This is a genomic window from Arthrobacter sp. M4 (genome assembly GCF_020251205.1).
Classification (GTDB): Bacteria; Actinomycetota; Actinomycetes; order Actinomycetales; family Micrococcaceae; genus Arthrobacter.
In genome coordinates, this window is sequence record NZ_JAIWYX010000010.1 from 1 (window position 1) to 26,179 (window position 26,179).

General features: G+C 63.3%; 23 protein-coding genes and 1 rRNA gene. 15 read left to right on the forward strand and 9 right to left on the reverse strand.

All coding sequences use genetic code 11. The annotated features are described in order from the left end of the window. Positions 1-154: 154 nt before the first annotated feature. Positions 155-271, forward strand: a 5S ribosomal RNA gene (rrf, locus tag LD110_RS16910). A gap of 371 nt (positions 272-642) precedes the next feature. On the opposite strand, the gene LD110_RS16915 is transcribed toward rrf, so the two are convergent. Then, positions 643-1,476, reverse strand: a complete 834-nt coding sequence (locus tag LD110_RS16915) for an alpha/beta fold hydrolase (RefSeq protein WP_225500307.1) — start codon at positions 1,474-1,476, stop codon at positions 643-645. Positions 1,477-1,970: 494 nt separating this feature from the next. Here LD110_RS16915 and lysS point away from each other — a divergent pair, with 494 nt between their 5' ends. The 9 genes from lysS (at position 1,971) to dhaM (ending at position 11,249) form a co-directional block, all read left to right on the forward strand. Beyond that, on the forward strand, positions 1,971-3,437 hold the full coding sequence (gene lysS, locus LD110_RS16920; RefSeq protein WP_225500520.1) for a lysine--tRNA ligase: 1,467 nt from the start codon (positions 1,971-1,973) through the stop codon (positions 3,435-3,437). Between the two features lie 2 nt (positions 3,438-3,439). Then, positions 3,440-3,703: a hypothetical protein gene (locus tag LD110_RS16925; protein WP_225500532.1), complete on the forward strand. Its 264-nt coding sequence runs from the start codon at positions 3,440-3,442 to the stop codon at positions 3,701-3,703. Positions 3,704-3,992: 289 nt separating this feature from the next. Continuing rightward, on the forward strand, positions 3,993-4,319 hold the full coding sequence (locus LD110_RS16930) for an Lsr2 family protein (RefSeq protein ID WP_225500308.1): 327 nt from the start codon (positions 3,993-3,995) through the stop codon (positions 4,317-4,319). A 553-nt stretch (positions 4,320-4,872) separates the two neighbouring features. After that, the gene (locus LD110_RS16935) at positions 4,873-7,365 is read left to right on the forward strand and encodes an ATP-dependent Clp protease ATP-binding subunit (RefSeq protein ID WP_225500317.1); all 2,493 of its coding nucleotides are present in this window, start codon (positions 4,873-4,875) and stop codon (positions 7,363-7,365) included. A 293-nt stretch (positions 7,366-7,658) separates the two neighbouring features. After that, positions 7,659-8,168: an amino-acid N-acetyltransferase gene (locus LD110_RS16940; RefSeq protein ID WP_225500318.1), complete on the forward strand. Its 510-nt coding sequence runs from the start codon at positions 7,659-7,661 to the stop codon at positions 8,166-8,168. 314 nt (positions 8,169-8,482) lie between these two features. After that, positions 8,483-8,689, forward strand: a complete 207-nt coding sequence (locus tag LD110_RS16945; protein WP_225500319.1) for a hypothetical protein — start codon at positions 8,483-8,485, stop codon at positions 8,687-8,689. Between the two features lie 192 nt (positions 8,690-8,881). Next, complete coding sequence (gene dhaK / locus LD110_RS16950) at positions 8,882-9,883, forward strand: dihydroxyacetone kinase subunit DhaK (RefSeq protein ID WP_225500321.1); 1,002 nt, start codon at positions 8,882-8,884, stop codon at positions 9,881-9,883. Between the two features lie 2 nt (positions 9,884-9,885). Then, the gene (gene dhaL / locus LD110_RS16955) at positions 9,886-10,533 is read left to right on the forward strand and encodes a dihydroxyacetone kinase subunit DhaL (protein ID WP_225500322.1); all 648 of its coding nucleotides are present in this window, start codon (positions 9,886-9,888) and stop codon (positions 10,531-10,533) included. Continuing rightward, entirely contained in the window at positions 10,530-11,249 is a 720-nt protein-coding gene (gene dhaM / locus LD110_RS16960; protein WP_225500324.1) for a dihydroxyacetone kinase phosphoryl donor subunit DhaM, read from the forward strand. The genes dhaL and dhaM overlap by 4 nt, the downstream gene beginning before the upstream one ends. A 50-nt stretch (positions 11,250-11,299) precedes the next feature. Here the strand turns inward: dhaM and LD110_RS16965 are convergent, their stop codons facing one another. Both LD110_RS16965 and LD110_RS16970 read right to left on the reverse strand, forming a co-directional pair. Further along, positions 11,300-11,788 carry a hypothetical protein gene (locus LD110_RS16965; protein WP_225500326.1) on the reverse strand — a complete coding sequence of 163 codons (489 nt, stop codon included), beginning with the start codon at positions 11,786-11,788 and terminating at the stop codon, positions 11,300-11,302. 230 nt (positions 11,789-12,018) lie between these two features. After that, complete coding sequence (locus LD110_RS16970) at positions 12,019-12,936, reverse strand: A/G-specific adenine glycosylase (RefSeq protein WP_225500522.1); 918 nt, start codon at positions 12,934-12,936, stop codon at positions 12,019-12,021. 355 nt (positions 12,937-13,291) lie between these two features. On the opposite strand from LD110_RS16970, the gene LD110_RS16975 reads away from it, so the two are divergent. Beyond that, positions 13,292-14,014 carry a hypothetical protein gene (locus LD110_RS16975; protein WP_225500328.1) on the forward strand — a complete coding sequence of 241 codons (723 nt, stop codon included), beginning with the start codon at positions 13,292-13,294 and terminating at the stop codon, positions 14,012-14,014. A gap of 208 nt (positions 14,015-14,222) precedes the next feature. On the opposite strand, the gene disA is transcribed toward LD110_RS16975, so the two are convergent. The 3 genes from disA to LD110_RS16990 form a co-directional block, all read right to left on the reverse strand. Beyond that, on the reverse strand, positions 14,223-15,299 hold the full coding sequence (gene disA / locus LD110_RS16980) for a DNA integrity scanning diadenylate cyclase DisA (RefSeq protein WP_225500329.1): 1,077 nt from the start codon (positions 15,297-15,299) through the stop codon (positions 14,223-14,225). A gap of 294 nt (positions 15,300-15,593) precedes the next feature. Continuing rightward, positions 15,594-17,036, reverse strand: coding sequence for a DNA repair protein RadA (radA, locus tag LD110_RS16985; protein ID WP_225500330.1), 1,443 nt, complete (start codon positions 17,034-17,036; stop codon positions 15,594-15,596). Between the two features lie 77 nt (positions 17,037-17,113). Further along, entirely contained in the window at positions 17,114-18,241 is a 1,128-nt protein-coding gene (locus LD110_RS16990; RefSeq protein WP_225500331.1) for an aromatic acid exporter family protein, read from the reverse strand. 249 nt (positions 18,242-18,490) lie between these two features. Here LD110_RS16990 and pstS point away from each other — a divergent pair, with 249 nt between their 5' ends. The 4 genes from pstS (at position 18,491) to pstB (ending at position 22,664) form a co-directional block, all read left to right on the forward strand. Further along, positions 18,491-19,609 (forward strand): phosphate ABC transporter substrate-binding protein PstS, encoded by a 1,119-nt coding sequence (gene pstS / locus LD110_RS16995; protein ID WP_225500332.1) that lies wholly within the window; start codon positions 18,491-18,493, stop codon positions 19,607-19,609. A gap of 187 nt (positions 19,610-19,796) precedes the next feature. After that, positions 19,797-20,726 (forward strand): phosphate ABC transporter permease subunit PstC, encoded by a 930-nt coding sequence (gene pstC, locus LD110_RS17000; RefSeq protein ID WP_225500333.1) that lies wholly within the window; start codon positions 19,797-19,799, stop codon positions 20,724-20,726. Next, positions 20,727-21,836, forward strand: a complete 1,110-nt coding sequence (pstA, locus tag LD110_RS17005; RefSeq protein WP_225500335.1) for a phosphate ABC transporter permease PstA — start codon at positions 20,727-20,729, stop codon at positions 21,834-21,836. It abuts the gene before it with no gap. A gap of 48 nt (positions 21,837-21,884) precedes the next feature. Next, a complete protein-coding gene (pstB, locus tag LD110_RS17010; protein ID WP_225500337.1) occupies positions 21,885-22,664 on the forward strand; it encodes a phosphate ABC transporter ATP-binding protein PstB in 780 nt (259 codons plus the stop codon). A 182-nt stretch (positions 22,665-22,846) separates the two neighbouring features. On the opposite strand, the gene LD110_RS17015 is transcribed toward pstB, so the two are convergent. From LD110_RS17015 to LD110_RS17025, 3 genes are read right to left on the reverse strand one after another with little or no spacing between them, the layout of a single operon-like run. Continuing rightward, complete coding sequence (locus LD110_RS17015; RefSeq protein ID WP_225500339.1) at positions 22,847-24,568, reverse strand: tripartite tricarboxylate transporter permease; 1,722 nt, start codon at positions 24,566-24,568, stop codon at positions 22,847-22,849. 1 nt (position 24,569) lies between these two features. After that, entirely contained in the window at positions 24,570-25,073 is a 504-nt protein-coding gene (locus LD110_RS17020) for a tripartite tricarboxylate transporter TctB family protein (RefSeq protein ID WP_225500341.1), read from the reverse strand. Beyond that, positions 25,070-26,086 (reverse strand): tripartite tricarboxylate transporter substrate binding protein, encoded by a 1,017-nt coding sequence (locus tag LD110_RS17025; RefSeq protein ID WP_225500343.1) that lies wholly within the window; start codon positions 26,084-26,086, stop codon positions 25,070-25,072. Before LD110_RS17025 ends, LD110_RS17020 begins: the two co-directional genes overlap by 4 nt. Between the last annotated feature and the right edge of the window lie 93 nt (positions 26,087-26,179).

Below are 26,179 nucleotides of genomic sequence, written 5' to 3' on the forward strand. Positions count from 1 at the left end.
CACATCCTCATTGCCCCTCAATGTGCTACGCGTCCACTATGCGGTTCCCAACCAACAACACAACACAACCGAATAAACCAGTTGTTGTAACCACAAAACTTACCCACCCCCCGCCAGGGCAAAACGCCCCCCGGGGGGCCGGGGTTGAAAGGGTTACGGCGGTCATAGCGTGGGGGAAACGCCCGGTCCCATTCCGAACCCGGAAGCTAAGACCCACAGCGCCGATGGTACTGCACCCGCCAGGGTGTGGGAGAGTAGGACACCGCCGGACAACCATTCAGGTCGAGGGCCCCGCACCAAGGTGCGGGGCCCTCCCACACTTAACACCCACCCCACACCCCAACCCCCGCCAAACACGCGCGCAGGCCCAGGCCCGCCCGGCAGGGTCCCCGCCCCCACGGCCACCCCAGCAACACAACCCCGGCCCCGGGACCGCTAAACCCGCCAAACACGCGCGCAGGACCTGGATCCCGCCGCGCACCACGCACCTCGCCCTTTCCAGCACCCGGCGCCCTTCGGCCACAAAGGCCGCCCCACCGGCGTCGTGCGCCCCAACCACGGCTCCCACGCACCGAAGAAAGTCCTCCAACACCCAGCAGCAGCGGTGACCCAAACCGCCGTCGAACCTACAGCGAAGCCTCCTCAGCCGGCGAAGAATTCGGCAAGTTCCGTGATCAGCTTCTCGGGTGCCCGAATGACACCGTCGTGGCCATAGCCGGGGAGGATGGTGTAGCTGGAACCGGATAGGACGTCGTGGATTTGGCCGCAGGCCACGCCAAAGTAGGCAGGGCTTTTTTCGCCAACCACAATCAGGGTTTCCAGCGGTAGCGCCAGAAACGGCTCAGCGGGCATGTCTGCTGCGATAACGGCCTTGATCTCGCGGACGCCGGCGTGCATCAATTCACGGGCTTGCTTTCCCATTGGGGTGCCAGCGGCCAACTTTGTGGCTAGGGTCAGCATTGACAAAGGCATCCGGGCGAACGCGCCGCCGGTCTCCACGCCTTTGATGAGTACAGCCAACCCCCGGTCGTAGTCCCCGGCCGCTGCAGCCCGTTCATACTCCGGCGTCCAATCAGCCTTGACGCTGTGGTTGACGGAAACTGCGGGGTCGTACACGGCCAGGCGTTCTACGGGGAGCGTCCGCGCTGCATGGAGCGCCACTGCGCCACCGAAGCTGTGACCAAAGACGTCGGTGCTGGACGTGTGTTTGAGGACCGCCGAAAGGTCGCGGATGTCTACGTCGATGGTGTAGTCCGCAGGCTGCGGGGATGATCCGCCGCGCCCGCGACGGTTGAACGTGTGCACCGGCCGTTTTAGGGCTGCACTGAGCTTCTGCGCGAACCGGGTGTAGTCCGATGCAGTGACCATCGACGCCGGAACCACAACGACGCCCGGGCCGGAGTCTCCCGAGTCGGGGCCGGTAGTGAAGAGCTCAAGAGTGGCGCCATCCCGGGTGGTGATGTTTTCGCGGGTCATGTTGTGAGCCTAACGGAGCCAGGACCCTGCGGATAGTCGCCGGCGTGGCGCTGCGAACCACGCCGGTGACCCGCCGCGGAAGTAGTTCGCGATGTCGCTGACAAGTTCCTTCACGGCGGCTGGCCCTGCCCCCTGAACGCATTTCGGCGACACGTCCAGTCGGCCGCCGGGCACAGCCTCACGCAGAAATTCTGCGGTGACTTTGTAGTAGGCGGACTCTTGGCGCGGTTGTGTGCTGGAATTGCCCCATCCCGCCCAACCTAACCCAGGTGGGCCGGGAAGCTGTGCACCTCTAGCCAGCCTTCGCCGTCGAGCGTTTCCACCGCGCGCGTGTCCACCTGCAGAGTCTACGAGCGCTGTCCCGCCGGATTGGCGCGCGCCGGCATTTCCGGCTCCGGCAGCGCCGAACGGCGAGACTCGTACGCCCGGTAAACTTGAGTATTGTGACTGCAGAAAACCCCCACTCCCTTGAGCCCGCCGACGCCAGCGAACAGATGCGCATCCGAATGGACAAGCGCAGCAAACTCATTGACGCCGGAGTCGAGGCCTACCCGGTGGGCGTGGAGCGCACGCACTCCCTGAGCGAGATCCGTGAGAAGTACGCGTACCTGGAAGCTGATGACACAACCGGCGACGTCGTTGGAATCACTGGACGCGTTGTGTTTGTCCGCAACACCGGCAAGCTGTGCTTTGCCACCCTTCAGGAAGGCGGCGTGGATGGCAAGGGGACGCGCCTGCAGGCAATGCTCAGCCTCGCCAATATAGGCGAAGAAGCCCTGGCACAGTGGAAGGCACTTGTTGACCTTGGCGACCACGTGTTTATCAAGGGCGAGGTCATTTCGTCCCGCCGCGGCGAACTTTCCGTTATGGCCGAATCGTGGGCGATGGCTTCCAAGGCGCTCCGGCCGCTGCCTGTCCTGCACGCCGGCCTGAACGAGGAAACCCGTGTGCGCCAGCGCTATGTGGACCTCATGGTTCGCGACGAGGCCCGCGAGATGGTCTACACCCGCGCCGCCATCACGCGCTCCATCCGGGAAACCCTCCACCGCCACAACTATGTGGAGGTGGAAACACCGGTCCTGCAGCTGGTCCACGGCGGCGCAACCGCCCGCCCGTTCGAGACACACTTGAATGCCTTCGACCAGAAGATGACCCTTCGCATCGCCACGGAGCTATTTCTGAAGCGTGCGGTGGTTGGCGGAATCGACCGTGTCTACGACATGGGACGCGTGTTCCGCAACGAGGGTGTGGACTCCACGCACAGCCCCGAATTCACCACCCTCGAATGCTATGAGGCCTGGGCAGACCAGTTCGTTATGGCTGAGCGCATGAAGGAGCTCATCCTCGACGTTGCTGACGTGGTGGGCACGCGTACCGTCCAGACTGAGGCCGGCGAGATTAACCTCGACGGCGAATGGCGCTGGCTGGGCGTGTACCCCGGCCTTTCTGAGGCCGTGGGTGAAGAAATTACGCCCGACACGCCGCTGGAGCGGCTCCTTGAGATCGGCGACGCGCACGGGGTAAAGACCGACGCGTTGTGGACACAGGAGAAAGCCGTTGTTGAGCTGTTCGGCGAGATCGTAGAACCCACCCTCATCAACCCCACTTTTGTGTACGACTATCCGCCATCGGCACAGCCGCTGGCCCGTCCGCACAGGGAGAACCACCGCCTCATCGAGGCATGGGACCTCATTATTGGCGGCATGGAGCGCGGCACGGCATTCTCAGAACTAATTGACCCCGTCATCCAGCGCGAACGGCTCACCGAACAATCGCGTCTGGCGGCTGAGGGCGACGACGAGGCCATGCAGCTCGATGAGGACTTCCTCCGTGCCCTGGAATACGGCGCTCCACCCATGGGCGGCATCGGCCTTGGAATCGACCGTCTTGTGATGCTCTTCACGGGCGTTGGCATTCGCGAGACCATTCTCTTTCCCCTTCTTAAGCCCGAAGGTCACTAAACGTGGAATACATCGCCGTCCTGGCCCCCTCAATTGTTGTTGGCTTGCTCTTTTGGTTCGCAATGAAGTCGATCTTCAACGCGGACAGGGCCGAACGCCAGGCCGAGGCACGCGCCCAGCAGGAGCAGGATGCATCCGGCTTGGCTCAAGCAGGCGAAGGACGCGGAGGAGCCACGTCGTTGCCCAGCAAGGGCAAGTTTGACGACCCCGGCCGAGGCAAGTCCGGCGCCGATGCATCAGGCGATGACGCGTCAGAGGCTAAATAGCCAGTCTCCCAACCGGCATATTTCGTTTCTTGTGATCTGAGTGTTCTTCACTCATGACCTGAGTGCCACACACCTATTGAACGAGTGCTCTGGGTATTGGATTGAGTGCGTTGGGCCATTTAACTGAGTGTTCTGGTCCTTTTGTAGGTGTGCCCTGCCCCTATTGGCTTGGGCGGCTTATCCACTGGAACGAATTGCCTCTTTGACGCGTTGCCATGAACAGGACGATAATTTCTTTATAGAAAGTCCTGCTATTTGATAACCCATCCCCCAGTAAAGAGAGTCTTTCATGGCACAGAAAGTCAAAATCATCCTTGTCGATGATATGGATGAAGGCCAGGCGGACGAGACCGTGCGTTTTGGCCTCGACGGCGCAAGTTACGAAATGGACCTGTCCACAAGTAACGCTTCCAAGCTGCGCACCGCTCTAGAACCATTTATCGCGAAGGCCCGCAAGACCTCCGGCGGCCGCACTACCAGGACAAAGGTGGCTGCCGGAAGGAATCAGGATTCCGCCAAGATCCGGCAGTGGGCCCGCGAGAACGGCTACACGGTCAACAGCCGCGGCCGCATTCAGGCTGAAATCCAGGAGGCCTACCAGAAGGCCAATTCCTGACCAGGAAAATCAACGCCCCGGCAACAATGCCGGGGCCTTGGTCTTTAAGGGCGATTTCGGATGCGAGATTTGTCCTGCCAAAGCCTAAGGTGATCTGGGCCTCCCGGATAAAACCGATTGAATGACGGCCCGACTGTCCGGAACCCTTAGCGGTTTGTTTTAAGGGATTCCCGCCCAGATCTTCATCGCCTAATCGGATGATTACCATGTCAGACCAGGCAGTTCAGGAAGCCCGGGGCCAATGTTTGCCTAATTTGGTCCTCTTGTGGGGTGGCGCCACTTGTATCTTAGCGACGTTTATCGGTTCTGTCCCTAGGCACAAGCTCGCCACAGGTGGTTCGCCCACCGGACGCTTTGGATGGCTAGATATCGTCGGGTCTGCCCGCGATGCGCGGCTCAGGGGGAGAGCAGGGTGGTTTGACCAGTGCCCTGTAGCTGACGGGCGGAACGCCACGACACCCGTCTGCGCGTGTTCACCCCGTGGCGAACACGACCCAAAAACTTTGCTATGGCACGTAGCATCAAAGTACGTCGTAGCTAGGAGTGTGGCGAAATGTTTGAGCGATTTACGGACCGTGCCCGTCGCGTGGTGGTGCTTGCCCAGGAAGAGGCACGCATGCTCAACCACAACTACATCGGTACCGAGCACATCCTCTTGGGCCTTATCCACGAGGGTGAAGGCGTAGCTGCCAAGGCCTTGGAATCCCTGAGCATTTCGCTGGATGGTGTCCGCGAACAGGTGCAGGAGATCATCGGTCAGGGCCAGCAGGCCCCCTCGGGCCACATCCCCTTCACCCCGCGTGCCAAGAAGGTGCTGGAGCTCTCTCTGCGCGAAGCTCTTCAGCTCGGCCACAACTACATCGGTACTGAGCACATCCTGCTGGGCCTGATCCGTGAAGGAGAAGGCGTTGCAGCCCAGGTGCTCGTCAAGCTTGGTGCGGACCTGAACCGCGTACGCCAGCAGGTCATCCAACTCCTCTCCGGCTACCAGGGCAAGGAATCCACGGGCGCCGGTGTCGGCGCAGGCCAGCAGGAAGGCACGCCGGCCGGATCCGTGGTGCTGGATCAGTTCGGCCGCAACCTTACCCAGGCAGCACGCGAGAACAAGCTGGACCCGGTAATTGGGCGAGAGCAGGAGATGGAACGCGTCATGCAGGTCCTCTCCCGCCGGACCAAGAACAACCCAGTCCTGATTGGTGAGCCCGGCGTTGGTAAGACTGCCGTCGTCGAAGGGCTCGCCCAGGCGATCGTCCGCGGCGACGTCCCGGAAACCATCAAGGACAAGCAGCTTTACACGCTTGACCTTGGCTCATTGGTTGCCGGTTCCCGCTACCGTGGTGACTTCGAAGAGCGCTTGAAGAAGGTCCTGAAGGAAATCCGGACCCGCGGAGACATCATCCTCTTCATCGACGAGATCCACACGCTGGTGGGCGCAGGTGCTGCAGAGGGTGCCATCGACGCGGCCTCGATCCTGAAGCCTATGCTTGCCCGTGGTGAACTGCAGACCATTGGCGCCACCACCCTGGACGAGTACCGCAAGCACATTGAGAAGGACGCCGCGCTGGAGCGCCGCTTCCAGCCGATTCAGGTCAAGGAACCATCCGTGGCGCACGCCATTGAGATCCTGAAGGGCCTGCGGGACCGTTACGAGGCGCATCACCGCGTGACTATCACAGACGGTGCCTTGGCGTCGGCCGCCCAGCTGGCTGAGCGCTACATCTCGGACCGCTTCCTTCCGGACAAGGCCATTGACCTGATCGACGAGGCCGGCGCCCGGCTCCGCATCCGCCGCATGACCGCTCCGCCGGAGCTCAAGGCCATGGACGAGCGGATCGCCAAGGTGAAGATGGAAAAGGAATCGGCCATCGACGCCCAGGACTTCGAAGGTGCCGCCTCGCTGCGCGACAAGGAGCAGAAGCTCATTGCCGAGCGTGCCGAGAAGGAACGCAACTGGAAGTCCGGCGGCATGGACGACATTTCCGAGGTGGACGAGGATCTGATCGCCGAAGTCCTGGCTAACTCCACCGGCATCCCGGTCTTCAAGCTCACCGAGGAAGAGTCCTCGCGACTGCTCCGGATGGAAGACGAACTGCACAAGCGTGTCGTTGGACAGGACGAGGCCATCAAGGCACTCTCCCAGGCCATCCGCCGTACGCGTGCAGGACTCAAGGACCCCAAGCGTCCTGGTGGCTCGTTCATCTTCGCTGGGCCCACCGGCGTCGGCAAGACCGAGCTGGCCAAGGCATTGGCCGAGTTCCTGTTCGGTGAAGAGGACGCCCTCATCACGCTGGACATGTCCGAATACTCGGAAAAGCACACCGTTTCCCGCCTGTTCGGTGCCCCTCCGGGCTATGTTGGCTACGAAGAGGGTGGCCAGCTGACGGAGAAGGTCCGGCGGCGTCCGTTCTCGGTGGTTCTGTTCGATGAAGTCGAGAAGGCGCACGCCGACCTCTTCAACTCCCTCCTGCAGATCCTGGAAGACGGCCGACTGACCGACTCCCAGGGCCGCGTGGTGGACTTCAAGAACACCGTGATCATCATGACCACCAACCTGGGTACCCGGGACATCTCCAAGAGCGTCGCCACGGGCTTCCAATCGGGAACCGATACGCAGACCGGCTACATACGGATGCGGGCCCGGGTAACCGAGGAGCTCAAGCAGCACTTCCGCCCCGAGTTCCTCAACCGCGTGGACGACGTGGTGGTGTTCCCGCAGCTGACCCAGGACGAGATCATCGAGATCGTGGACCTGTTCGTAACCCGCCTCGAGGCACGCCTCAAGGACAAGGACATGGGCATCGAGCTCACGAAGGCCGCCAAGGTGCTCCTGGCGACCCGTGGCTACGACCCGGCCATGGGTGCCCGGCCCCTGCGCCGGACCATCCAGCGCGAGATCGAGGACCAGCTTTCCGAGAAGATCCTCTTCGGCGAGCTGCACTCCGGTGACATCGTGGTGGTAGACGTTGACGGCGAGGGTGACGAGGCCAAGTTCACCTTTGCCGGGAACGCCAAACCGCGCATCCCGGAAATCGCTCCGAGCGCCTAAGCGACGCAGGCAAACAACCACAGTGAAGCCCCCTGCCGGCACCATAAGGTGCCGGCAGGGGGCTTTCTGTTGGGCGGGAGTCCGCCTTGCGTTGCGTTCGTCGCTCCTCGGCCGGCAGTGCCGCGGGGGGCTTTCTGTTGGGCCGGAGTCCGCCTTGCGTTGCGTTCGTCGCTCCTCGGCCGGCAGTGCCGCGGGGGGCTTTCTGTTGGGCGGGGTCCGCCTTGCGTTGCGCTTGTCGCTCCTCGGCCGGCAGTGCCGCCGGGGGCCAGCTTCGGCGACATAGGATGGGGACTGTGACGTCGACTTTCAGTATTCGCCCCGCCCGCACCAGCGATGTGGCTGCCATCAAGCGCCTGGTATCTCCGCTGGCCGAAAAGCGAATCCTGATGGCCAAGGAAACAGTGACCTACTACGAGAGCCTGCAGGAATTCCGGATCGCCGAAACGCCTGAAGGGGAAGTTATTGGTTGCGGTGCGCTCCATGTCATGTGGGAGGACCTGGCAGAGGTCAGGACCTTGGCCGCGGCCGATCACTGGCGCGGCCACGGCGTTGGTCACGCGCTCGTAGGGCACTTGCTGGACGTTGCCAAGAGCCTCGGCGTATCCCGGGTATTCTGCCTTACATTCGAAGTCGACTTCTTCAAGCGCCACGGCTTCGACGTTATGGCGGACCAGAGCGCCGTCGATCCCGAGGTTTACTCGGAGCTGCTGCGTTCCCATGACGAAGGCGTCGCCGAATTCCTTGACTTGGCTCGCGTGAAGCCCAATACACTCGGCAACACCCGAATGATCAAGTTCCTGTAACCAACCTGGGTATCCCCGGCTCCTGGCCCTCTGCCAACTGGAAACAACACTTCCCGTCATTCTCCACTTCCCTTATTTCAAATTGATGGATAAACTGAGGAAGCTTGTCATGACGTATCCACCGCGGCGACGCGGCTGAGTACGGTTGCGCGTGCCGCGTAACCACGTGCGTGGCGGCTGGCGGCGACGCCGGTCATCATCGTCAGGGGAGTAGCCCGGAAACTCCTCTATCGCAGGATCTTGGGGGAGATCTTGCAGCTATCAGATGGATCAAGGAAGCCGGCTCCGTTCCGCCGACCTCCATGGAGGCAACAGTGCACCACAACCCCAGCAACAATCGCACCATCTTTCCGGATTTTTCCGCCTTCCAGACCACCCTCCCAACACCCAAGGCCGCTACCGGCTCCCGACCCACGGAACCACTGGTATCCGAGGACTGGGCGCCGTTCTGGCCCGACTACGTTCGTGTTGCGAGTTCAGTCAAGACGGCAGGCAAGGAGAAGCAAGCATCTGGAAACTGACCGGGATTGGCTTCTCCGGTTCGCCTCAGCCACCCTCGAGTGGCTGTTTGGATGGTTTCAAGCCAGCGGAAGGGACAGTCATTGGGGGCTGTCCCTTCCGCCTTCCACATAGCGGATAGCTGTCTATCCACTGTCATGTCCGGGTAGTAGGGTCAAAGCACACTTGCCGGAAAGATGCAGGGAGCAGTTGCGATGAAAAAGCTCATCAATGATCCGCGGTCTGTGGTGGATGAATCCGTAGAAGGTTTTGGCCTGGCCCACGCGGACATTGTGACCGTCCATCCTGAACCAAAGTTTGTCACCCGCAAGGACGCGCCAGTGCAAGGTAAAGTTGCCCTGGTCTCCGGCGGAGGCAGCGGACACGAGCCCTTGCATGCGGGATTCGTCGGGCGCGGCATGCTTGACGCAGCAGTTCCTGGCGCCGTCTTCACATCGCCAACGCCGGACCAAATCCTTCCCGCAACGGCCGCCGTCGATTCCGGCGCAGGCGTCGTCCATATTGTGAAGAACTACACCGGCGATGTGCTGAACTTCGAGACCGCGGCGGAAATGGCGCAGGCGGAGGGTATTCACGTGCGCAGCGTGCTGGTCAACGATGACGTCGCCGTTGAGGATTCGCTGTACACGGCAGGGCGACGCGGTGTGGGCGGGACGGTCCTCGTCGAGAAGATCGCCGGGGCCGCAGCGGAGCGGGGAGACACACTTGAAGAAGTGACGGCGATAGCGGAGCGCGTAAACAGCAACGTCCGCACAATGGGGGTTGCCCTGTCGGCCTGCACGGTGCCGCACGCAGGCACACCCAGCTTCGACCTGGCGGACGACGAAATCGAAATCGGCATCGGCATCCATGGCGAACCGGGCCGCCATCGCATTTCCATGGAGCCGGCAGACGCTATCACGGACCGCTTGTTGGGCCCCGTGTTGGATGATCTGGGGATTCAAGACGGGGACAAAGTTCTGCTCTTCGTCAACGGCATGGGCGGTACTCCGCAGAGCGAGCTCTATATCGTCTACCGCCGCGCGGCCGCCATTCTGCAAGATCGCGGGGCCGCCATCGATCGGTCATTGGTGGGCAACTTCGTGACATCGCTGGAAATGCAGGGGTGCTCAATATCCGTGCTCCGCCTCGATGATGAGTTCACGGACTTGTGGGACGCTCCTGTCCACACTGCGGCGCTTCGGTGGGGGGTGTGACCATGGTGCTGGACGTTCAATGGGCCATTGCCTGGCTGACGCTCTCAGCCAAGGCCATGACTGAACACAGGGAAGAACTCATTGAGCTGGACCGTGCAATCGGCGACTCGGACCATGGCGAGAACATGGACCGTGGCTTCCAAGCCGTTGTGGCCAAACTGGCTGAGACTCCGCCCGAGACTCCCGGCGCTGCTCTGAAACTCGCCGCCATGGCGTTGATGTCCAAGGTGGGAGGAGCCGCGGGACCGCTGTACGGGACGGCATACCTGCGCGCCGCCACTTCCATGGGTGACGCCACAGAGCTCGACGGCGGCGCGCTGGCCACTGCCCTTGAAGCCGCGCGGGACGGCATTGTGGCCCGCGGCAAGGCAGAGCTCGGCGACAAGACCATGGTGGACGCTTGGAGTCCGGCTGTGGAGGCTGCGCAGGCGGCAGCTGTAGACGGACCCGGTCCCGTCCTCCGGGCTGCCGCTGAAGCCGCAGCAGCAGGCGCCGTGGCCACCGATCCGTTGGTTGCCCGCAAGGGCAGGGCCAGCTACCTGGGCGAACGCAGCGCCGGCCACCGTGACCCCGGGGCCGCGTCCACCGCCCTGCTGCTCAAGGCGGCCGCAGACGCTGCAGGAGAGACGCTCCCGGAGAGCCCGGAATGACAGTGAGCTTGGTGGTGGTCTCGCACAGCTCCAAAATTGCCTCGGGCGCCGTTGACCTTGCCGCCCAAATGGCGCCCAATGTTGTCCTCGCTGCCGCGGGCGGCACAGACGACGAACGGATTGGAACCAGCCTGGAGAAGGTTATGGCGGCGCTGGACGAAGCGCTCGCCCGTTCAGCCGGAGACGGCGTTGTTGTCCTCACCGACCTTGGATCGGCCGTGATGACAGCGGAATCAGCGCTGGAGTTCTCCAGCACGCCTGAACAAATCCTGCTGGCTGATGCTCCGCTCATCGAGGGCCTTGTTGCGGCGGCGGTGGCAGCTGAATCCGGCGAACCACGTGACGCAGTCAAAGCCGCAGCTGAGGCTGCGGGCGCCGCATGGGCAGGTACCGCCGTCGGAGTTGGGAACGGTGACGGCGTCACAGGGGCGGGAACGGTTCCCGAAGGTCCGCTGGAAACCGGGGAATTCGAACTCATCAATCCCATGGGGATGCATGCCCGCCCGGCGGCAAAGATCGCAGGAGGGCTGTCCTCACTGGATGCTTACGTCACTGTCAACGGCGTTGATGGAACGTCGATTATGGCGCTGATGGCGCTCGCGGTCCGCCAAGGCGGAACGTTGCGTGTCGAGGCCAGAGGCGCCGACGCTGAACGGGCAGTGAGGTACGTGGGAGGGCTGGTGGCCAGGGGTTTCGGAGAGATCCAGGCACAGTGAGGACGGTCGGCGGCTGATTGGCTGCGGGTGCATTCCGATTCAGCTTGGGCTCAGGCCTGCCTCAAACCCTTGGCGTCCAGGAGCAGGTTGGCCGTTAAGACCTTGCCGCACTGCAGGCCGAACGGATACGTCTCCTTGGGCTTGAAGGTCAATGTCCGGACAGGCAATCGGGCGCCGCTGCTGCCGGTCCCAGTGAGCGTGGCAGCAATTGGTTCCTCGGTTAGCGCATCCATCCAAAGTTGGCCGTGGAGGGTTCCGTCCGGGGAGGAAGTCGCTGAGCAGACACCCTCCGGCTTATCGCGGCAGCCTTGGTCGATTGGCGTGGTACCCGGCATCAGCTCAAGTTCACCTTCTTTGCACGTGCCGGACTGGCACGCCTCCAGGTGGAGGGTCCGCACAAACGGTACATAACTCTTTTGCACAGTCACACTGACCACGGGCGCCTGTGCGATGGCCGGGCACGGCGTAATCTGGGGCACACAGGCCGTGGCCAGAGGGGCCATGAGGGCCAGGGCCGCTGCCAACCGAAGGGTGCGCATGCTTTAGCGTAGATCCGCGCAAGCCCCCTTATCCGGGCCGTGGTACATCTGGCCCCACATCGTTATTCCGTCGAATCGATGATGCAGATTCGTGCAGAAGCCGATGCCGATTTGTTTGGATCCCGATGCTGTTTTGCAATCGGATCATGACCGGATGCGGCCAGCGCTCGCCGCAAGTGGCGAGGGTCGCCGGAGTTGGTCAGGGCACTGACGAAGGACCTGGACGAGATTCAGGCTGGGAGGCGGAGCCCACCGTCGTGCTCTTCTGCCAGGCCGTCGGCCAGCAGGCCGTCAAGGGCCCGCTCAAGCTGTTCCGGAGCGGGGTTGAGCCGATGCAGGGCAGCCAGTGGGATCGCCACGCCATCCGGGGCGAAACCCAGGTCCGCGGGGGAAGTGCCGAAGGCCTCACGGATCACCGGCGAGCTTGCTGACCTGAGGACGGCCATCACGGCGCCGCGCACCTGTCGGTCGGTGCCGTGCCAGGCCTGGCCCTTGGGTGTGTAAGTCGGAGGAGGTTCGCCCGCTGCCAGCCAAGCACACGATGGACGCACGGGGCATTCCTGGCACTTGGGCGCCCGCGCAGTGCATACCAAGGCACCTAATTCCATAACGGCCGCATTCCAACGAACGGAAAGCTCTTGATCCTGTGGGAGCAAGGAGTCGGCCAGGCGCATCTCGGCAGCTGCCAAGGATTGCGAGGGCAGGGCGAGACCGGAGATGAGCCGGGCGTGGACGCGGCGGATGTTGGTGTCCACCACCGTGGTCCGCTGCCCGAAGGCGAAAGCAGCCACCGCGGCAGCAGTGTAGGAACCGACGCCGGGAAGACCCAGGAGGTGGTCGAAGTCCGCGGGCACCTCGCCATTGTGTTCGTCCCGGATGGCAACGGCGGCGGCATGGAGGCGGAGCGCACGCCGCGGATAGCCGAGCCGGCCCCAGTGCCGCACGGCTTCGCCCGGGGCTTCTGAGGCAAGGTCGGCCGGAGTTGGCCAACGTTCCATCCAGTCCTGCCACACCGGCAGGACCCGAACCACTGGTGTCTGCTGCAGCATTACCTCGCTGACGAGGATCCCCCAGGCGGAGCAGTCCGCGGACCGCCAGGGGAGGTCCCGCGCAATGCCTGAGAACCACGACGTGACGTCCCGGTGCATGGTTGCCAACTCGCCAGGTTCGGCTGGCAGAGCAGGAGAAGCTACGACGGCGGGCGGAATCACCGCTGCAGGCGCAGCGGAGGCGGCTGATTGCTTGGCGCGAGAGCGACTAGCGGAGTTCGGCCGTGCGGCGTCTCTGCCAGAGTTCAAGTCTCGATCATCGATGAGCATTCCATCCCTCCTCCCCGGATTGTGGCCAGCCAACACTGGAATTCCGCTGTCCACTGTAGTTGACGCTGTGTGGCACATGCCGTGGCAGGCACAGCGGCTGATGACAAAAGTCATATCCCGCGGGATCAGGGCTGCGCGGCGTGGTGCGGCCGTGAGATGCCCGACGCCTCTCTAGCCTAGAAGAATGGTCAATCAGGGCAGGTCACGGGCAAGCGGGCGCACACCGCGGGCCGCCACGTCGCCTGTCCGATCGCGAAAGTCATCCGGTCGGCAGCCGGAACGGCGCCAGAGCCCGGCCGTTTACCGCCGTCGACGTTTGTTTGTGGGTGTCCTGCTGCTTCTGGTGCTGTCTGTTGTGGCTAGCGGTGTAGCGGCGGCGAGCGGGATCCTGCGTGGCGGAACCCAGCCAGTGGTGTCCCAAAGCGGGACGGGCACATCCGGCCAGGGAAGTAGTTCCGGAGGTCAGGGCGCCGCCCAAGGGCAGTCCCCGGTGACAGCAACCCCCACGCCGAGCTCGGGCTGCGACTTGAGCCAGGTGTCCGTTACCGCGTCGACAGACAAGGCCACCTACGCGCCTGGCGAAAACCCGCTGCTGAGCCTCAAAGTAACCAATGATGGTTCGGTCCCTTGCGACGTCAATCTCGGCACGTCCCAGATGGAATTCGCCATCATGAGTGGTGCTGACCGGATCTTCTCTTCCCGCGACTGCCAGGCCGCAAGCGAGGACCTCATCAAAACAATCCAGCCCGGCAAGAGCGAGACCGCAAACTTCCCCTGGGAAAGGAACCGGACAGTGGAGGGCTGCAGTCCTGTGGCGGCCAAACCCGGCGGCGGCGGGGCTACCTACGTATTCACCGCCAAACTCGGCAACAAGCAGAGCCAAAAAGCGGTCTTCCAGCTCGGCTAGGCCGGGGTTCCGCCTGAGCAATCGACCTCTAGAGGAACCTATCCAGGAGGCTGGCCTCGGCCATCCTGCTAAGGCCCTCGCGCACACTAGGCCGGAGTTCCGGCTGAGTAGTCGACGACTAGAGGAACCTATCCAGGAGGCTCGCCTCGGCCATCCTGCTAAGGCCCTCGCGCACACTAGGCCGGGGTTCCGGCTGAATAGTCGACGACTAGAGGAACCTATCCAGGAGGCTGGCCTCGGCCATCCTGCTAAGGCCCTCGCGCACAGTGCGGGCGCGCTGGTCACCGATGCCGTCCACGGTCATGAGGTCCTCTATGGTTGCAGCCATCAGGTTTTGCAGACCACCAAAATGGTCCACGAGCCTGTCCGCCACCGCTCGTGGGACTGATTTCAGCCCGGACAGGAGACGGTAGCCGCGGGGCTGCACAACGGCGTCGAGGTTTTCAACGCCTCCGGCGAAACCGATGATCCCGGCGATCTTGCTGAGGTCGATTAACTCCGTGGGGCCGAGGTTCGTCAGGGCACTTACGGCCTCTTCGATCTCGTCCGGAGTGGCGTTGAGTCCCGCGTAGTCGCGAATAACGACGTCGCTTCCAGGGCCTCGCCCAACGGTCAGCTCCTCCAGCTGGAGGGAAAGGAGCCTGCCGTCTTCGCCGAGTTCAAGCACATAACTGGAGATCTCCTCGGAGATGCGGCGAACCATTTCCTGGCGCTGCAGTGTGACTGAAACGTCCCGAATGGTGACCATTGCCTCGATCTCCAACGCGGAGAGGGAACTGGTGACCTGGTCCAAGCGCGCCCGGTAGCGCTCCAAGGTAGCGAGGGCTTGGTTGGCCCTGGCCAGGACTTTCTCGGAACCCTCCAGGACATGGCGAAGGCCGTTCACGTACAGGGCGATAATCTGCATCGACTGGCTGACCGAGATCACGGGAACGCCGGTCTGAATAGCCACACGCTCGGCGGTTCGGTGCCGGGTGCCTGATTCCTGGGTCTCGATACTGGCATCGGGGACCAGTTGCACCGCAGCCCGCACGATGTTGCTGGCGTCCTTGTCGCAAATGATGGCGCCGTCCATCTTTGCCAGTTCCCGAAGCCTGGTGGGTGAGAACTCGATCCCGATATCGAAGCCGCCCGAACAGATCGAATCGATGGTCCTGTCCGAACCGAGGACGATGAGGGCACCTGTCCGACCCCGCAGGATGCGTTCAAGGCCGTCACGCAGCGGCGTTCCGGGAGCAACTCTGCCCAGCGTCGCCTTGAGCGCTTCCTCGGGGCTTCGAGCCATGGGTGGTCCTTTTCGAAGGGTGCTGGCCGGGGCCCGCAGTAATGTGCCAAGTCCGCCTCCGCCGGCGGGAACACAAAAATGCCGTGGCGGCGGCATTCACCATGATAGAGGTTTGAGGGGTCTTTAACCGCACCAGCAAGCCTCAAAGTGCCCCAAAATCGCCATGCCGGAGGGGCCGGGGAAACGCGTTCGACGGCGGGAGTGAAGTTGTGCATTTTGCCGCCGCCCTTTGGGGCCAGGTCACTAATCGACCTGGGCGAATGTGCGGCTTGCGGACGCCACCTCCGCTCACACCTACGCCGGTCCGCGCTGCTTGGGCCTCAGGTATGTCACTTCGGCCAGCGGTTCAGCAGGCGCCGGGGTCTTGCCGAACAGCAGGTCCAGAGCCTCCGCAAGATGGCCCACTTCCCGTACTGACATGCCGTTGGGCACGGGCCCGGGACCGTTGGGGCTTGCGGGCACCACGGCGTGCGTGAACCCGAGGCGCTGGGCCTCCTGGATCCGTTGGTTGATTCCGGGCACCGGACGCACCTCTCCCGCCAATCCCACCTCCCCGAAAGCGATCAGCCGCTGGGGAAGGGCCATCCGCGCCTTGGCCGACGCCACGGCCAAGGCAACGGCCAAGTCAGTTGCCGGTTCGCTCAACTTCACGCCGCCCACGGTGGCAACGTAGGAATCGTCTTTGTGCAGTTGGCAGCCGGCCCGCTGCTGCAGGACCGCCAGCAGCATGGCAACCCGGCTGGATTCGAGTCCGCTGGTGGCCCGGCGAGGCTGGGCGTTTGGGCTTTCGGCCAGCAACGACTGCACCTCGGCAAGCAGAGGGCGCCGACCCTCCATGGTGACCGTGACACACGTTCCGGACACAGGCTCCCGCGTCCTGGTGACAAACAGCCCGGTGGGGTCGGCAAGTCCCTCGATCCCGGCTTCAGTGAGGTCGAAGCAACCCACCTCATCCGTGGTTCCGTAGCGGTTCTTCACGGCCCTTAGCAACCGCAGCCTGGAGTGGCGTTCGCCTTCGAACTGGCACACAACGTCCACAAGGTGTTCCAGCAGTCGCGGCCCGGCGATGGACCCATCCTTGGTCACGTGCCCCACAAGTAGGGTTGTCATATTCCGGCGCTTGGCCGCTGCAATAAGCGAAGCAGCTACTTCGCGGACCTGGGAGACACCTCCTGCGCTCCCTTCGACGTCTGCGCTGCTAAGGGTCTGTACTGAGTCCACCACCAGCAGCTTCGGTTCGAGCTTCTCCACCTGCCCCAGCGCCTGTCCCAGGTCCGTTTCGGCCGACAGATACAAGGAGTGGGCCACGGCGTCGATCCGCTCCGCCCGCAGCTTCACCTGGGCAGCCGACTCCTCGCCTGTCACATAAAGGACTTCCTGGCCGGTGCTGGCGAACTTCGCGGCGACGTCCAGCAGGAGGGTCGATTTCCCCACCCCGGGCTCGCCAGCCAGCAGGATGACAGCGCCGGGCACCAATCCGCCGCCCAGGACACGGTCCAGTTCGTCCACACCGGTGGAGAGGAAAGCCGCCGTCGTCGCATCAACCTCGGCAATTCGGCGCGCTGGCTCCAAAACCGTTGTTGCCGCCGTCGTACGGGCAACGGTAACGCCGGCCTCTTCCACGGTTCCCCAAGCCTGGCACTCGCCGCAGCGGCCCACCCACTTGGCGGTTGTCCAGCCGCATTCGGCGCACTTGTAGGCGGCTGCCTTGGAACTGCGGGAAGTCTTTGAAGCCATGGACCCAACACTAGTGGCGGGGTCCGACATCCAAAGTGACGCGGCCTGGTCGGGGCGCCGGCGCCGTCGTCCGTTGGCTAAAGCGGCGGCAGGATGTCCCGGGCTTCCCGCGACTCCATTCCACTGGCCTCCAGCAAGTCAACCATCAGTGGCCTGAAGAGCATCACCACGGTCTCGCCCTCCAGCCTTTGCACGTCCAGAAGTTTTGGATGCAGACGGGTGGCGATGTCCGACAACTCCTGGCGGGCGCCGCGCAAGTGGGTGCGCCGGACACCGTCGTGCACCTCTGCCAGGCCGAGGGACAGCTCATCGATAGCCGCGGCAGTTTCCTGGAGCACTTCGGAAATGCTGTCCGTTGCCTCGTCGGAGAGCGCGGTGTGGTTGATGGCACTGGTGAGCCGACGCGCGAAGACCCGGCTGTTACGTAGGGCAAGGTCGATGAAATCGAGCGATTGGGATAGTTTGGCGAGTTCCTCGCGGTGGCGGCGGTAGGCAGGTGCGAGGGTCGCCACTTCGTCCGAGGCGCGGAGGGTCTGGCGCATACGGTCGATCAGTGGCTGGCAGTTACGGCCGCGAATGAGGGCATGCCAGGCCTGTGTCGAGTCGCTGTGGATCATTGCCGATGCGCATTCGCGCAGGACTTCGGCGAGCTCATGCAGGATCTTCTTCATGTCCTGCCGCGGTTCGCGTCGGGGATCCTTGGGCATCAGCACCGTCACCAGGAGGGCAAAAACGCCCCCGACGACGGCGTCGAGGCTCCGCGTGAACGGCCCGCCGGCGGGCGCGGGAAGCAGGACGACCAGCAGGGATTGAAGTCCCAGCTGCGTGGTGAAGATGGTGCCGCTATCCAGGAAACGGGCGACGACGATGGACAGGAAAAGAACGACGGCGGCCTGCCAGATCCCGGCCCCGAGCCAGTGGAGTAGGAGGTCGCCGATGACAATGCCCAGCGTGCAGCCCACACCGACCTCGAGGACGCGCCGCAGCCGGGGATCCCGGGAGAAACCCAAGGCGATCAAGGAAGACGTTGCGGCGAAAAGGGGCCCTGTGTGGCCCAGAACGTACTCAGCAAAGGCATACGCCCCTACGGCGCACGCAGTCATCTGAATGGCGGGAAGCAGTGAGTTCCTGGAACGGAGCAGGCCCGTCTTGAACCGCGTGCGCAGGTATTTCCGACTAGCTGCGAGTCCAAGCTGGGGGGCCATCCCACCAGTCTATTTGGCGGGACCCCCCACGCCGCGGACCGCTTTATTCCTGTGATGCAGCTAACGCAATATTGGGCGCGGCAATGTCATTCAATCGTCGGCCGCAGTTAACCTTCCGTTCACTTTGCACCACAAATTCCTTTACCTAGGCGCCATAGCTTCAATCAAGGTACTCAAACGTACGCATCGTTCGAAGGCCGACGTCTCCGGTTCGGCTCGCATCGAGAATCCCTGGAAGGGGTACATTCAGTGAAGGCAACTCGCTACGGCCGCAAGGCCGCCCTCGCGGTCATCGCAGCTGGCGCCCTCGCGCTCACCGCCTGCGGTTCCGACAACGCGACCGGCACTAACGCGAACACCCAGTCCGCTGCCGCTATGAAGGTCACCGGTACGCTCACCGGCATCGGCGCCTCCTCCACCGGCGCAGCAATGGACGCCTGGAAGGCTGGCTTCGCCGCTGCAAACCAGGGCGCCACCGTGCAGTACTCTCCTGACGGCTCCGGCGCAGGCCGCAAGGCCATCATCGACGGTTCGGCGCAGTTCGCCGGTTCCGACGCCTACCTCAAGGATGACGAGCTGGCCAGCTCCAAGGCCAAGTGCGGCCCTGAGGGTGCCATCAACGTGCCGGTTTACATTTCCCCGATCGCCGTCGCCTTCAACCTCCCGGATGTCAAGGAACTGAAGCTCGACGCCCCCACGGTTGCCAAGATCTTCCGCGGCGAGGTCGCCAAGTGGAATGACCCGGCAATTGCAGCCCTGAACCCGGACGCGAAACTGCCGGACCTCAAGGTGACCCCGGTCAACCGTTCCGACGACTCCGGCACCACCTCCAACTTCACTGACTACCTCGCCTCTGCCGCTCCTGAGGTTTGGACCGACAAGGCTGCTGGCGTCTGGCCTGCTTCCCTGAAGGGCGAGAACGCCAAGGGCACCTCCGGCGTCGTGAAGACCGTCACCGACACCCCCGGTGCCGTGACCTATGCTGACGACTCCGCTGTCTCCGGCAAGCTGGGTACCGCCCAGATCAAGGTTGGCTCCGAGTTCGTCAAGATCTCCGCTGACGCCGCTGCCAAGGCTGTGGAAGCCGGAAAGCCGGTTGACGGCCGCGCCGCCAACGACGTTGCCATCAAGCTGGACCGCAAGACCACCGTCTCCGGCGCCTACCCTGTGGTCCTCGTTTCCTACCACGTCGTCTGCACCACCTACGACAAGAAGGAAACCGCAGACCTGGTGAAGGCTTTCGAGTCCTACGTCGTCTCTGACGAGGGCCAGAAGGTTGCCGCCGACGCCGCCAAGTCCGCACCGCTCTCCAAGTCCCTGCAGACCAAGGCCAAGGCTGCTATCGACTCCATCAAGGCCAAGGCCTAGGACTCCACTGCCGATAACGGCATAGTGGAATCACACGCCTGAGCTAATCAGTTCCCTGTCCCGCGGGGTTGGCAATGACCAGCCAGCGGGGCAGGGAACTTAGCCATGTAACAACCGTTTTGCCGCTGTTGCTTGTCGGAGACCTAGATGAGACAGCCGGTACTGATCGAGCCGGAAGGATCGTGACGTGACCAACACCCCCCTGACCACCCAAGGTGCCGGGCGCACCGGGGACAAGGTCTTCTCCGGCGCTGCCTTGGCAGCCGGATGCCTCATCCTCGCAGTACTTTTCGGCGTCGCGCTGTTCCTGGTTGTCCAGGCCCTGCCAGCGCTTGTCGCTCCGCCTGACAAGATCCAGGGTGGGCACGGCTTTTTTGCCTACATCGGCCCCATCGTCGTCGGTACGCTGATCGCCGCAGTAATCGCTTTGGTCATCGCGACTCCGATCGCTATCGGCGTGGCCCTGTTCATCTCGCACTTCGCTCCCCGTCGCTTGGCCTCCGGCCTGGGCTACGTTGTGGACCTCCTCGCAGCCATCCCCTCCGTTGTGTACGGTGCCTGGGGCGCGGCCTTCCTGGCCAAGGAAATCGCCCCGGCTTATGAGTGGATGGCTTCCAACCTGGGGTGGCTGCCCATTTTCCAGGGTCCTGCCTCCGCGACTGGCAAGACCATCCTGACGGCAGGCATCGTCCTGTCAGTTATGGTCCTGCCCATCATCACCTCGATTTCCCGCGAAATCTTCCTGCAGACTCCGAAGCTGCACGAAGAGGCCGCGTTGGCCCTCGGTGCCACACGCTGGGAAATGATACGCATGGCCGTCTTCCCGTTTGCCCGGCCGGGCGTCATCAGCGCCGTCATGCTCGGCCTCGGCCGCGCGCTGGGCGAGACTATGGCCGTCGCCCTTGTCCTGTCCTCGGGCGCCCTCACCGCGAGCCTGATCCAGAGCGGCAACCAGACCATCGCCGCGGAAATCGCACTGAACTTCCCAGAAGCCAGCGGCCTCAAGGTCAACACCTTGATCGCTGCCGGCCTTGTGTTGTTCGTGATCACGCTTGGTGTGAACATGGTGGCGCGCTGGATCATTACCAAGCACAAAGAATTCTCGGGAGCCAACTAAATGACTGCCACAGCACCCGTAGCCCGCAAGCGCTCGGCGTTCACTAAAGGCCAGTTGCCCAAGGCCGCCCCGTACGTGATCCTGGCCGCCGCACTGGTGGTTGGCGCCGCGGTCATGGCCCTCATTGGCTTCAACCCGTTCGGTTGGGGCATCGTCTCCGCCATCCTCTTCACCATCGGCCTGGTCTCGCTCACTGGCATCACCGAAGGCGCCCGCAAGGCCAAGGATAAGTTGGCCACTTGCCTGGTTGTCGGCTCATTCCTGATTGCCCTGCTGCCGTTGGTCTCCGTCATCTGGACGGTACTTTCCAGCGGTATCCCCGGCCTCCTGACGCCGGGCTTCCTGACCACCTCGATGAACGGTGTCACAGGCACGTTCGACAACAAGAGTGTGGAGGAAGGGACCAAGGTCCTGGGTGGTGTGTACCACGCATTGATGGGCACCCTGCAGATTACGCTGGTTGCCACCATCATCTCCGTCCCTGTGGGCCTGCTTACTGCCGTCTACCTGGTGGAATACGGTAACGACCGCGCGCTTGCCCGAGCCATCACCTTCTTCGTTGACGTGATGACCGGTATCCCGTCCATCGTGGCCGGTTTGTTCTCCGCGGCGTTCTTCTTCGCTCTGGTGGGCCCTGGCACCAAAACAGGCGCCGTTGCCGCCGTCGCCCTCTCAGTCCTGATGATCCCGGTGGTGGTCCGCTCCAGCGAGGAAATGCTGAAGATCGTTCCCAACGAGCTCCGCGAGGCAGCCTATGCACTCGGCGTTCGCAAGTGGCGGACCATCCTGAAAGTGGTTATCCCGACGGCGATTTCCGGCATTGCGTCCGGCGTTACCCTGGCGATCGCCCGCGTTATCGGTGAGACCGCGCCTATCCTGGTCACCGCTGGTTTCGCCACGACCATCAACAACAACGTGTTCGGCGGATGGATGGCGTCCCTGCCGACGTTCATCTACACCCAGATCCTCAACCCCACCTCGCCCTCCAACCCGGAGCCGTCCGCGCAGCGGGCCTGGGGCGCTGCTCTGGTGCTGATCATCCTGGTCATGCTGCTGAACCTGGTCGCGCGTCTCGTCGCCCGCGTCTTCGCTCCGAAGACTGGCCGCTAGCCATGTGGCCGCTGCATACTTTTCACATCCCGGCAATGAAGGAACACCATGTCTAAGCGCATCGACGTCAAGGACCTCAACGTCTACTACGGCGACTTCCTAGCCGTGGAAGACGTCAACATCAACATCGAGGCCAAGTCCGTGACCGCGTTCATCGGCCCGTCCGGCTGTGGCAAGTCCACCTTCCTGCGCACCCTGAACCGCATGCACGAGGTTCTGCCGGGCGCACGCGTGGAAGGTGAAGTGCTCCTGGATGGCGACAACCTCTACGGCCATGGTGTGGACCCCGTATCCGTCCGCGCCCAGATCGGAATGGTGTTCCAGCGGCCCAATCCGTTCCCCACCATGTCCATTCGCGACAACGTGCTGGCTGGCGTGAAGCTGAACAACAAGAAGATCACCAAGGGGGCGGCGGATGCCCTTGTGGAGAAGTCATTGCTGGGCGCCAACCTCTGGAACGAGGTCAAGGACCGCCTGGACAAGCCGGGATCCGGCCTTTCCGGTGGACAGCAGCAGCGCCTCTGCATCGCCCGCGCCATTGCCGTTGAGCCGCAGGTCATCCTTATGGACGAACCCTGCTCCGCGCTTGATCCGATCTCTACCCTGGCCATTGAGGACCTCATCAACGAGCTCAAGGACCAGTTCACCGTGGTGATCGTTACGCACAACATGCAGCAGGCCGCACGTGTTTCGGACAAGACTGCGTTCTTCAACATTGCCGGTACAGGTAAGCCCGGCAAGCTGATCGAATTCGGCGACACGCACAGCATCTTCAGCAACCCCTCGCAGAAGGCCACGGAAGACTACGTCTCCGGCCGCTTTGGATAGGCCCTTCGAGGCCAGCCCTTCCAGAGCGGAGTTTGTGTACAGTTGGTGCCCTTAAGGACCGGGGGCAGGGGCCTGATCTCTGCACAAACACGTGGATTTGGTTTGTCCGGAAACGACGACGGCGGCAGTCACTTAGGGGTGACTGCCGCCGTCGCGGTTTCTCCGGGCTGTACTGGCTCGCCCTAGAGGCGGGCCTTTGGCGGTGGTGCCTGGACACGGTTCTGATCGGTGGAATCCCCACTAGAATCCCCCCTTGAATCCCCACCATCGGCGGGCTGCCGGGGTGCGTCCTTCGTGTCCGCAGGGCTGGGCAGCTGGCCGGCTGCCGCCGTCGAACCTTCCGTTGCGGCGGCGGGTCCAACGATAGCGGCCGCCTGACCCCCGGCAAGCGGAGCGCCAGGTCCGCCGGCAACAGGAGCCGGCCGGAAGCGGCGCCAAGCGAACGCGAACAGCGGCCAGGCCAGGATCAAAGCGACGATCCCGTACACGAAGATGGCAATCGGTTCGCTCCAAAGACCGGAGATGTCGCCGGCGCTGAGCTGCAGGGACTTGCGCAGCTGGCCTTCGGCGCGGGGAGCCAGGATGAGGCCGATGATCAGCGGCAGGACCGGCAAACCGTAGCGGCGCATCGCGAAGCCCAGCAGCCCCAGGACCAGCAGGATCGCCAGGTCAAACGCCTGCAGGTTCACTGCGTAGGCACCCAACGTGGCGAAGAACAGGATTCCGGCGTAGAGGTAAGGACGCGGAATCTGCAGCAGCTTGGCCCACATCGGAGCGAGGGGCAGGTTGATCAGGAGCAACAGAGTGTTGCCGATAAAGAGGCTGGCGATGAGTGCCCACACGAGTTGGGGTTCGTTCTGGAACAGCAGCGGACCGGGCTGGATTCCGTACTGCACAAAAGCCGCCAACATAACTGCCGCCGTGGCGTTGGTGGGCAGGCCCAGGGCGAGCATGGGTGTCAGGGTGCCCGCCGCCGAGGCGTTGTTGGCTGCTTCCGGCCCGGCGACACCTTCGATGGCGCCGTGGCCGAACTCTTCCTTGTGCTTGGAGAGCCGCTTCTCCGTCACGTAGGACAGGAACGTGGGGATCTCGGCGCCACCGGCGGGCAGGGCACCGAACGGGAAGCCCAACGCGGTGCCGCGCAACCAGGGCTTCCACGAACGCTTCCAGTCCTGCTTGCCCATCCACGGCGCACCCACCGGAATTGTCTCCATGGGCTTGCGGCGCAGGTGCGCGGCGATCCAGAGGGCCTCGCCAACGGCGAAGATCGCTACAGCCACCACCACGATGTCCAGGCCGTCGGCAAGCAGGGGCAGGCCGAAGACCATGCGCTGCTGGCCGGTGACGGGATCCAGTCCCACCAGGCCGATGGCCATGCCCAGGCCAAGCGATGAGAAGCCCCGGAGCTTGGAGGAACCAAGGACAGCAGTGACGGCGATCAGGCCAAGGACCATGATGGCCAGGTAGCTGGGCGGGCCCAGGCTGACCGCGAACTGCACCACCATCGGGGCAAATGCCACCAGGAGGGCCGTGCCAATGGTGCCGGCCACGAAGGAGCCGATTGCCGCCGTCGCGAGTGCCTGGGCGGCACGCCCGGCCTTGGCCATCTTGTGGCCCTCGATGGCCGTGATGACCGTGGCCGATTCGCCCGGCGTGTTGAGCAGGATCGAGGTGGTGGAGCCGCCGTACATGCCGCCGTAGTAGATGCCGGCGAACATAATGAAGGCGCTGGTGGGCTCCAGGCCGTACGTGAGCGGTAGCAGCAGTGCCACCGCCATCGCGGGACCAATGCCGGGGAGGACGCCCACCGCGGTGCCCAGGAGCACCCCGATGAACGCGAAGAGCAGATTCATGGGCGTCGCAGCGGTGGCGAAGCCCTGCATCAGCAGGTTAAGTGCATCCATGTCAGAGAACTCCTGCCAGGAGGCCCGCCGGCAGGTGAATGCCCAGGCCAAGGTAGAAACCGTAGAACGTGGCCACGGACATCACGATCGAAATCAAGCCGTCGCGGATGTACTTCCTGCTGCCAAGCGCCCACACACTGCCCCAGAACAGCAGGGTTCCGGAGATGACCCAGCCGAGTGTGTCGATGAGCAGGATGTTTGCAAGGAAGGCTGCCAGCAGGGGGACGACGGTCTTCCAGTCTGAGGGGTGGCTGAGGTCCACATCCTCGCCCTCCTCCGCCTCGCCGCGGCCGCCCCGCAGGACATTAATAGCCAGCAGGACTGCGCAGACCAGGAGGAGGCCGCCCACGATGAGCGGCACGGTCCGCGGTCCAACAGGGTCTGAATGTGAGTACGGGACGCTCAAGCGGAGGGCGTCCCAGACCACGACGCCACCCACCGCTCCGAGCAGGGCTGCGATGCCCAGCTCGGAGCGGCCCTTGAGCTTCAAGGTTTGGGAGCTCACGCCAGGCCCAGTGCCGTTAGGACACTCGCAACGCGCTTGTCCTGGTCCTTCAGGAAGGTGCCGAACTCATCTCCAGTGATGAAGGCGTCGGTCCAGCCCCTGGTCTTGAGCGCTTCCTGCCACTGCGGGGTCCCGTGCATCTTTTCGAGGGCGGCAATCAGCTTGGCCTTGTCCGCGTCGCTGACGCCTGGAGGGGAGACGATACCACGCCAGTTGGAGAACACGAGGTCGATGTTGGATTCCTTCAGCGTGGGGGCATCGACGCCTTCCAGCCGCTTGGAACCGCTGGTGGCCAGCACCCGGATCTCGCCAGACTTGATCTGGTTCAGGTACTCGCCGGCACCGGAGGCAGCAAAGCCAACTTTGTTGCCGAGGATGGCCGGAAGCAGGTCGCCGCCGCCGTCGAAGGAGACGAAGTTGACGTTCTTCGGATTGATGCCGACGGCCTGGGCCAGCTGCATGGGGAGCAGGTGGTCGGGGCCTCCCGGCGAGGAACCGCCGCCGACGCTGATCTTGGACGGGTCCTTCTTCCATGCGTCAACCAGGTCGTTGATGCTCTTGTAGGGCGAATCCTTGTGGACCATGATGGCGCCGGGTTCTTCGATGAGCCGGGCCAGCGGCGTGGTGGCGGTGAGCTTTGCCTCGGACTTGTTGGTGTAGCTGGCACCAACAACACCCAGGCCCATCAGCATGGTGAGGTCCTTGTTGCCCTTTTCATTGACGGTGCGGGCCAGGCCAACGGTACCGCCCGCGCCTGCCAGGTTGAAGACCTCGACGCCGGTAGCAACCTTGGTCTCTTCCATCACCTTCGCTGCCACACGGGCCGTGGTGTCGTAGCCGCCGCCCGGGGTGTTGGGGACCATGATCCTCAGGCCTGTGACGGGTCCGGCATTCGTGGCGGCTGCGCTGCCGCTCGCGGAGCCGGAGGCTGAACCTGTGACGCCGCAGCCAGTGGCTGCCAGCGCGATGCCAACGGCGGCCGCAGCCAGCCGGAGTGCGTTCAGTCGACGCATTGTGTCCTCTTCTCATCATTGGGGGAGTGAGATCACGTTATGGCGGAGAGTGATGCAGGTCACGGTTGTGTTCTCAAAGATCGTTGTGTTCAT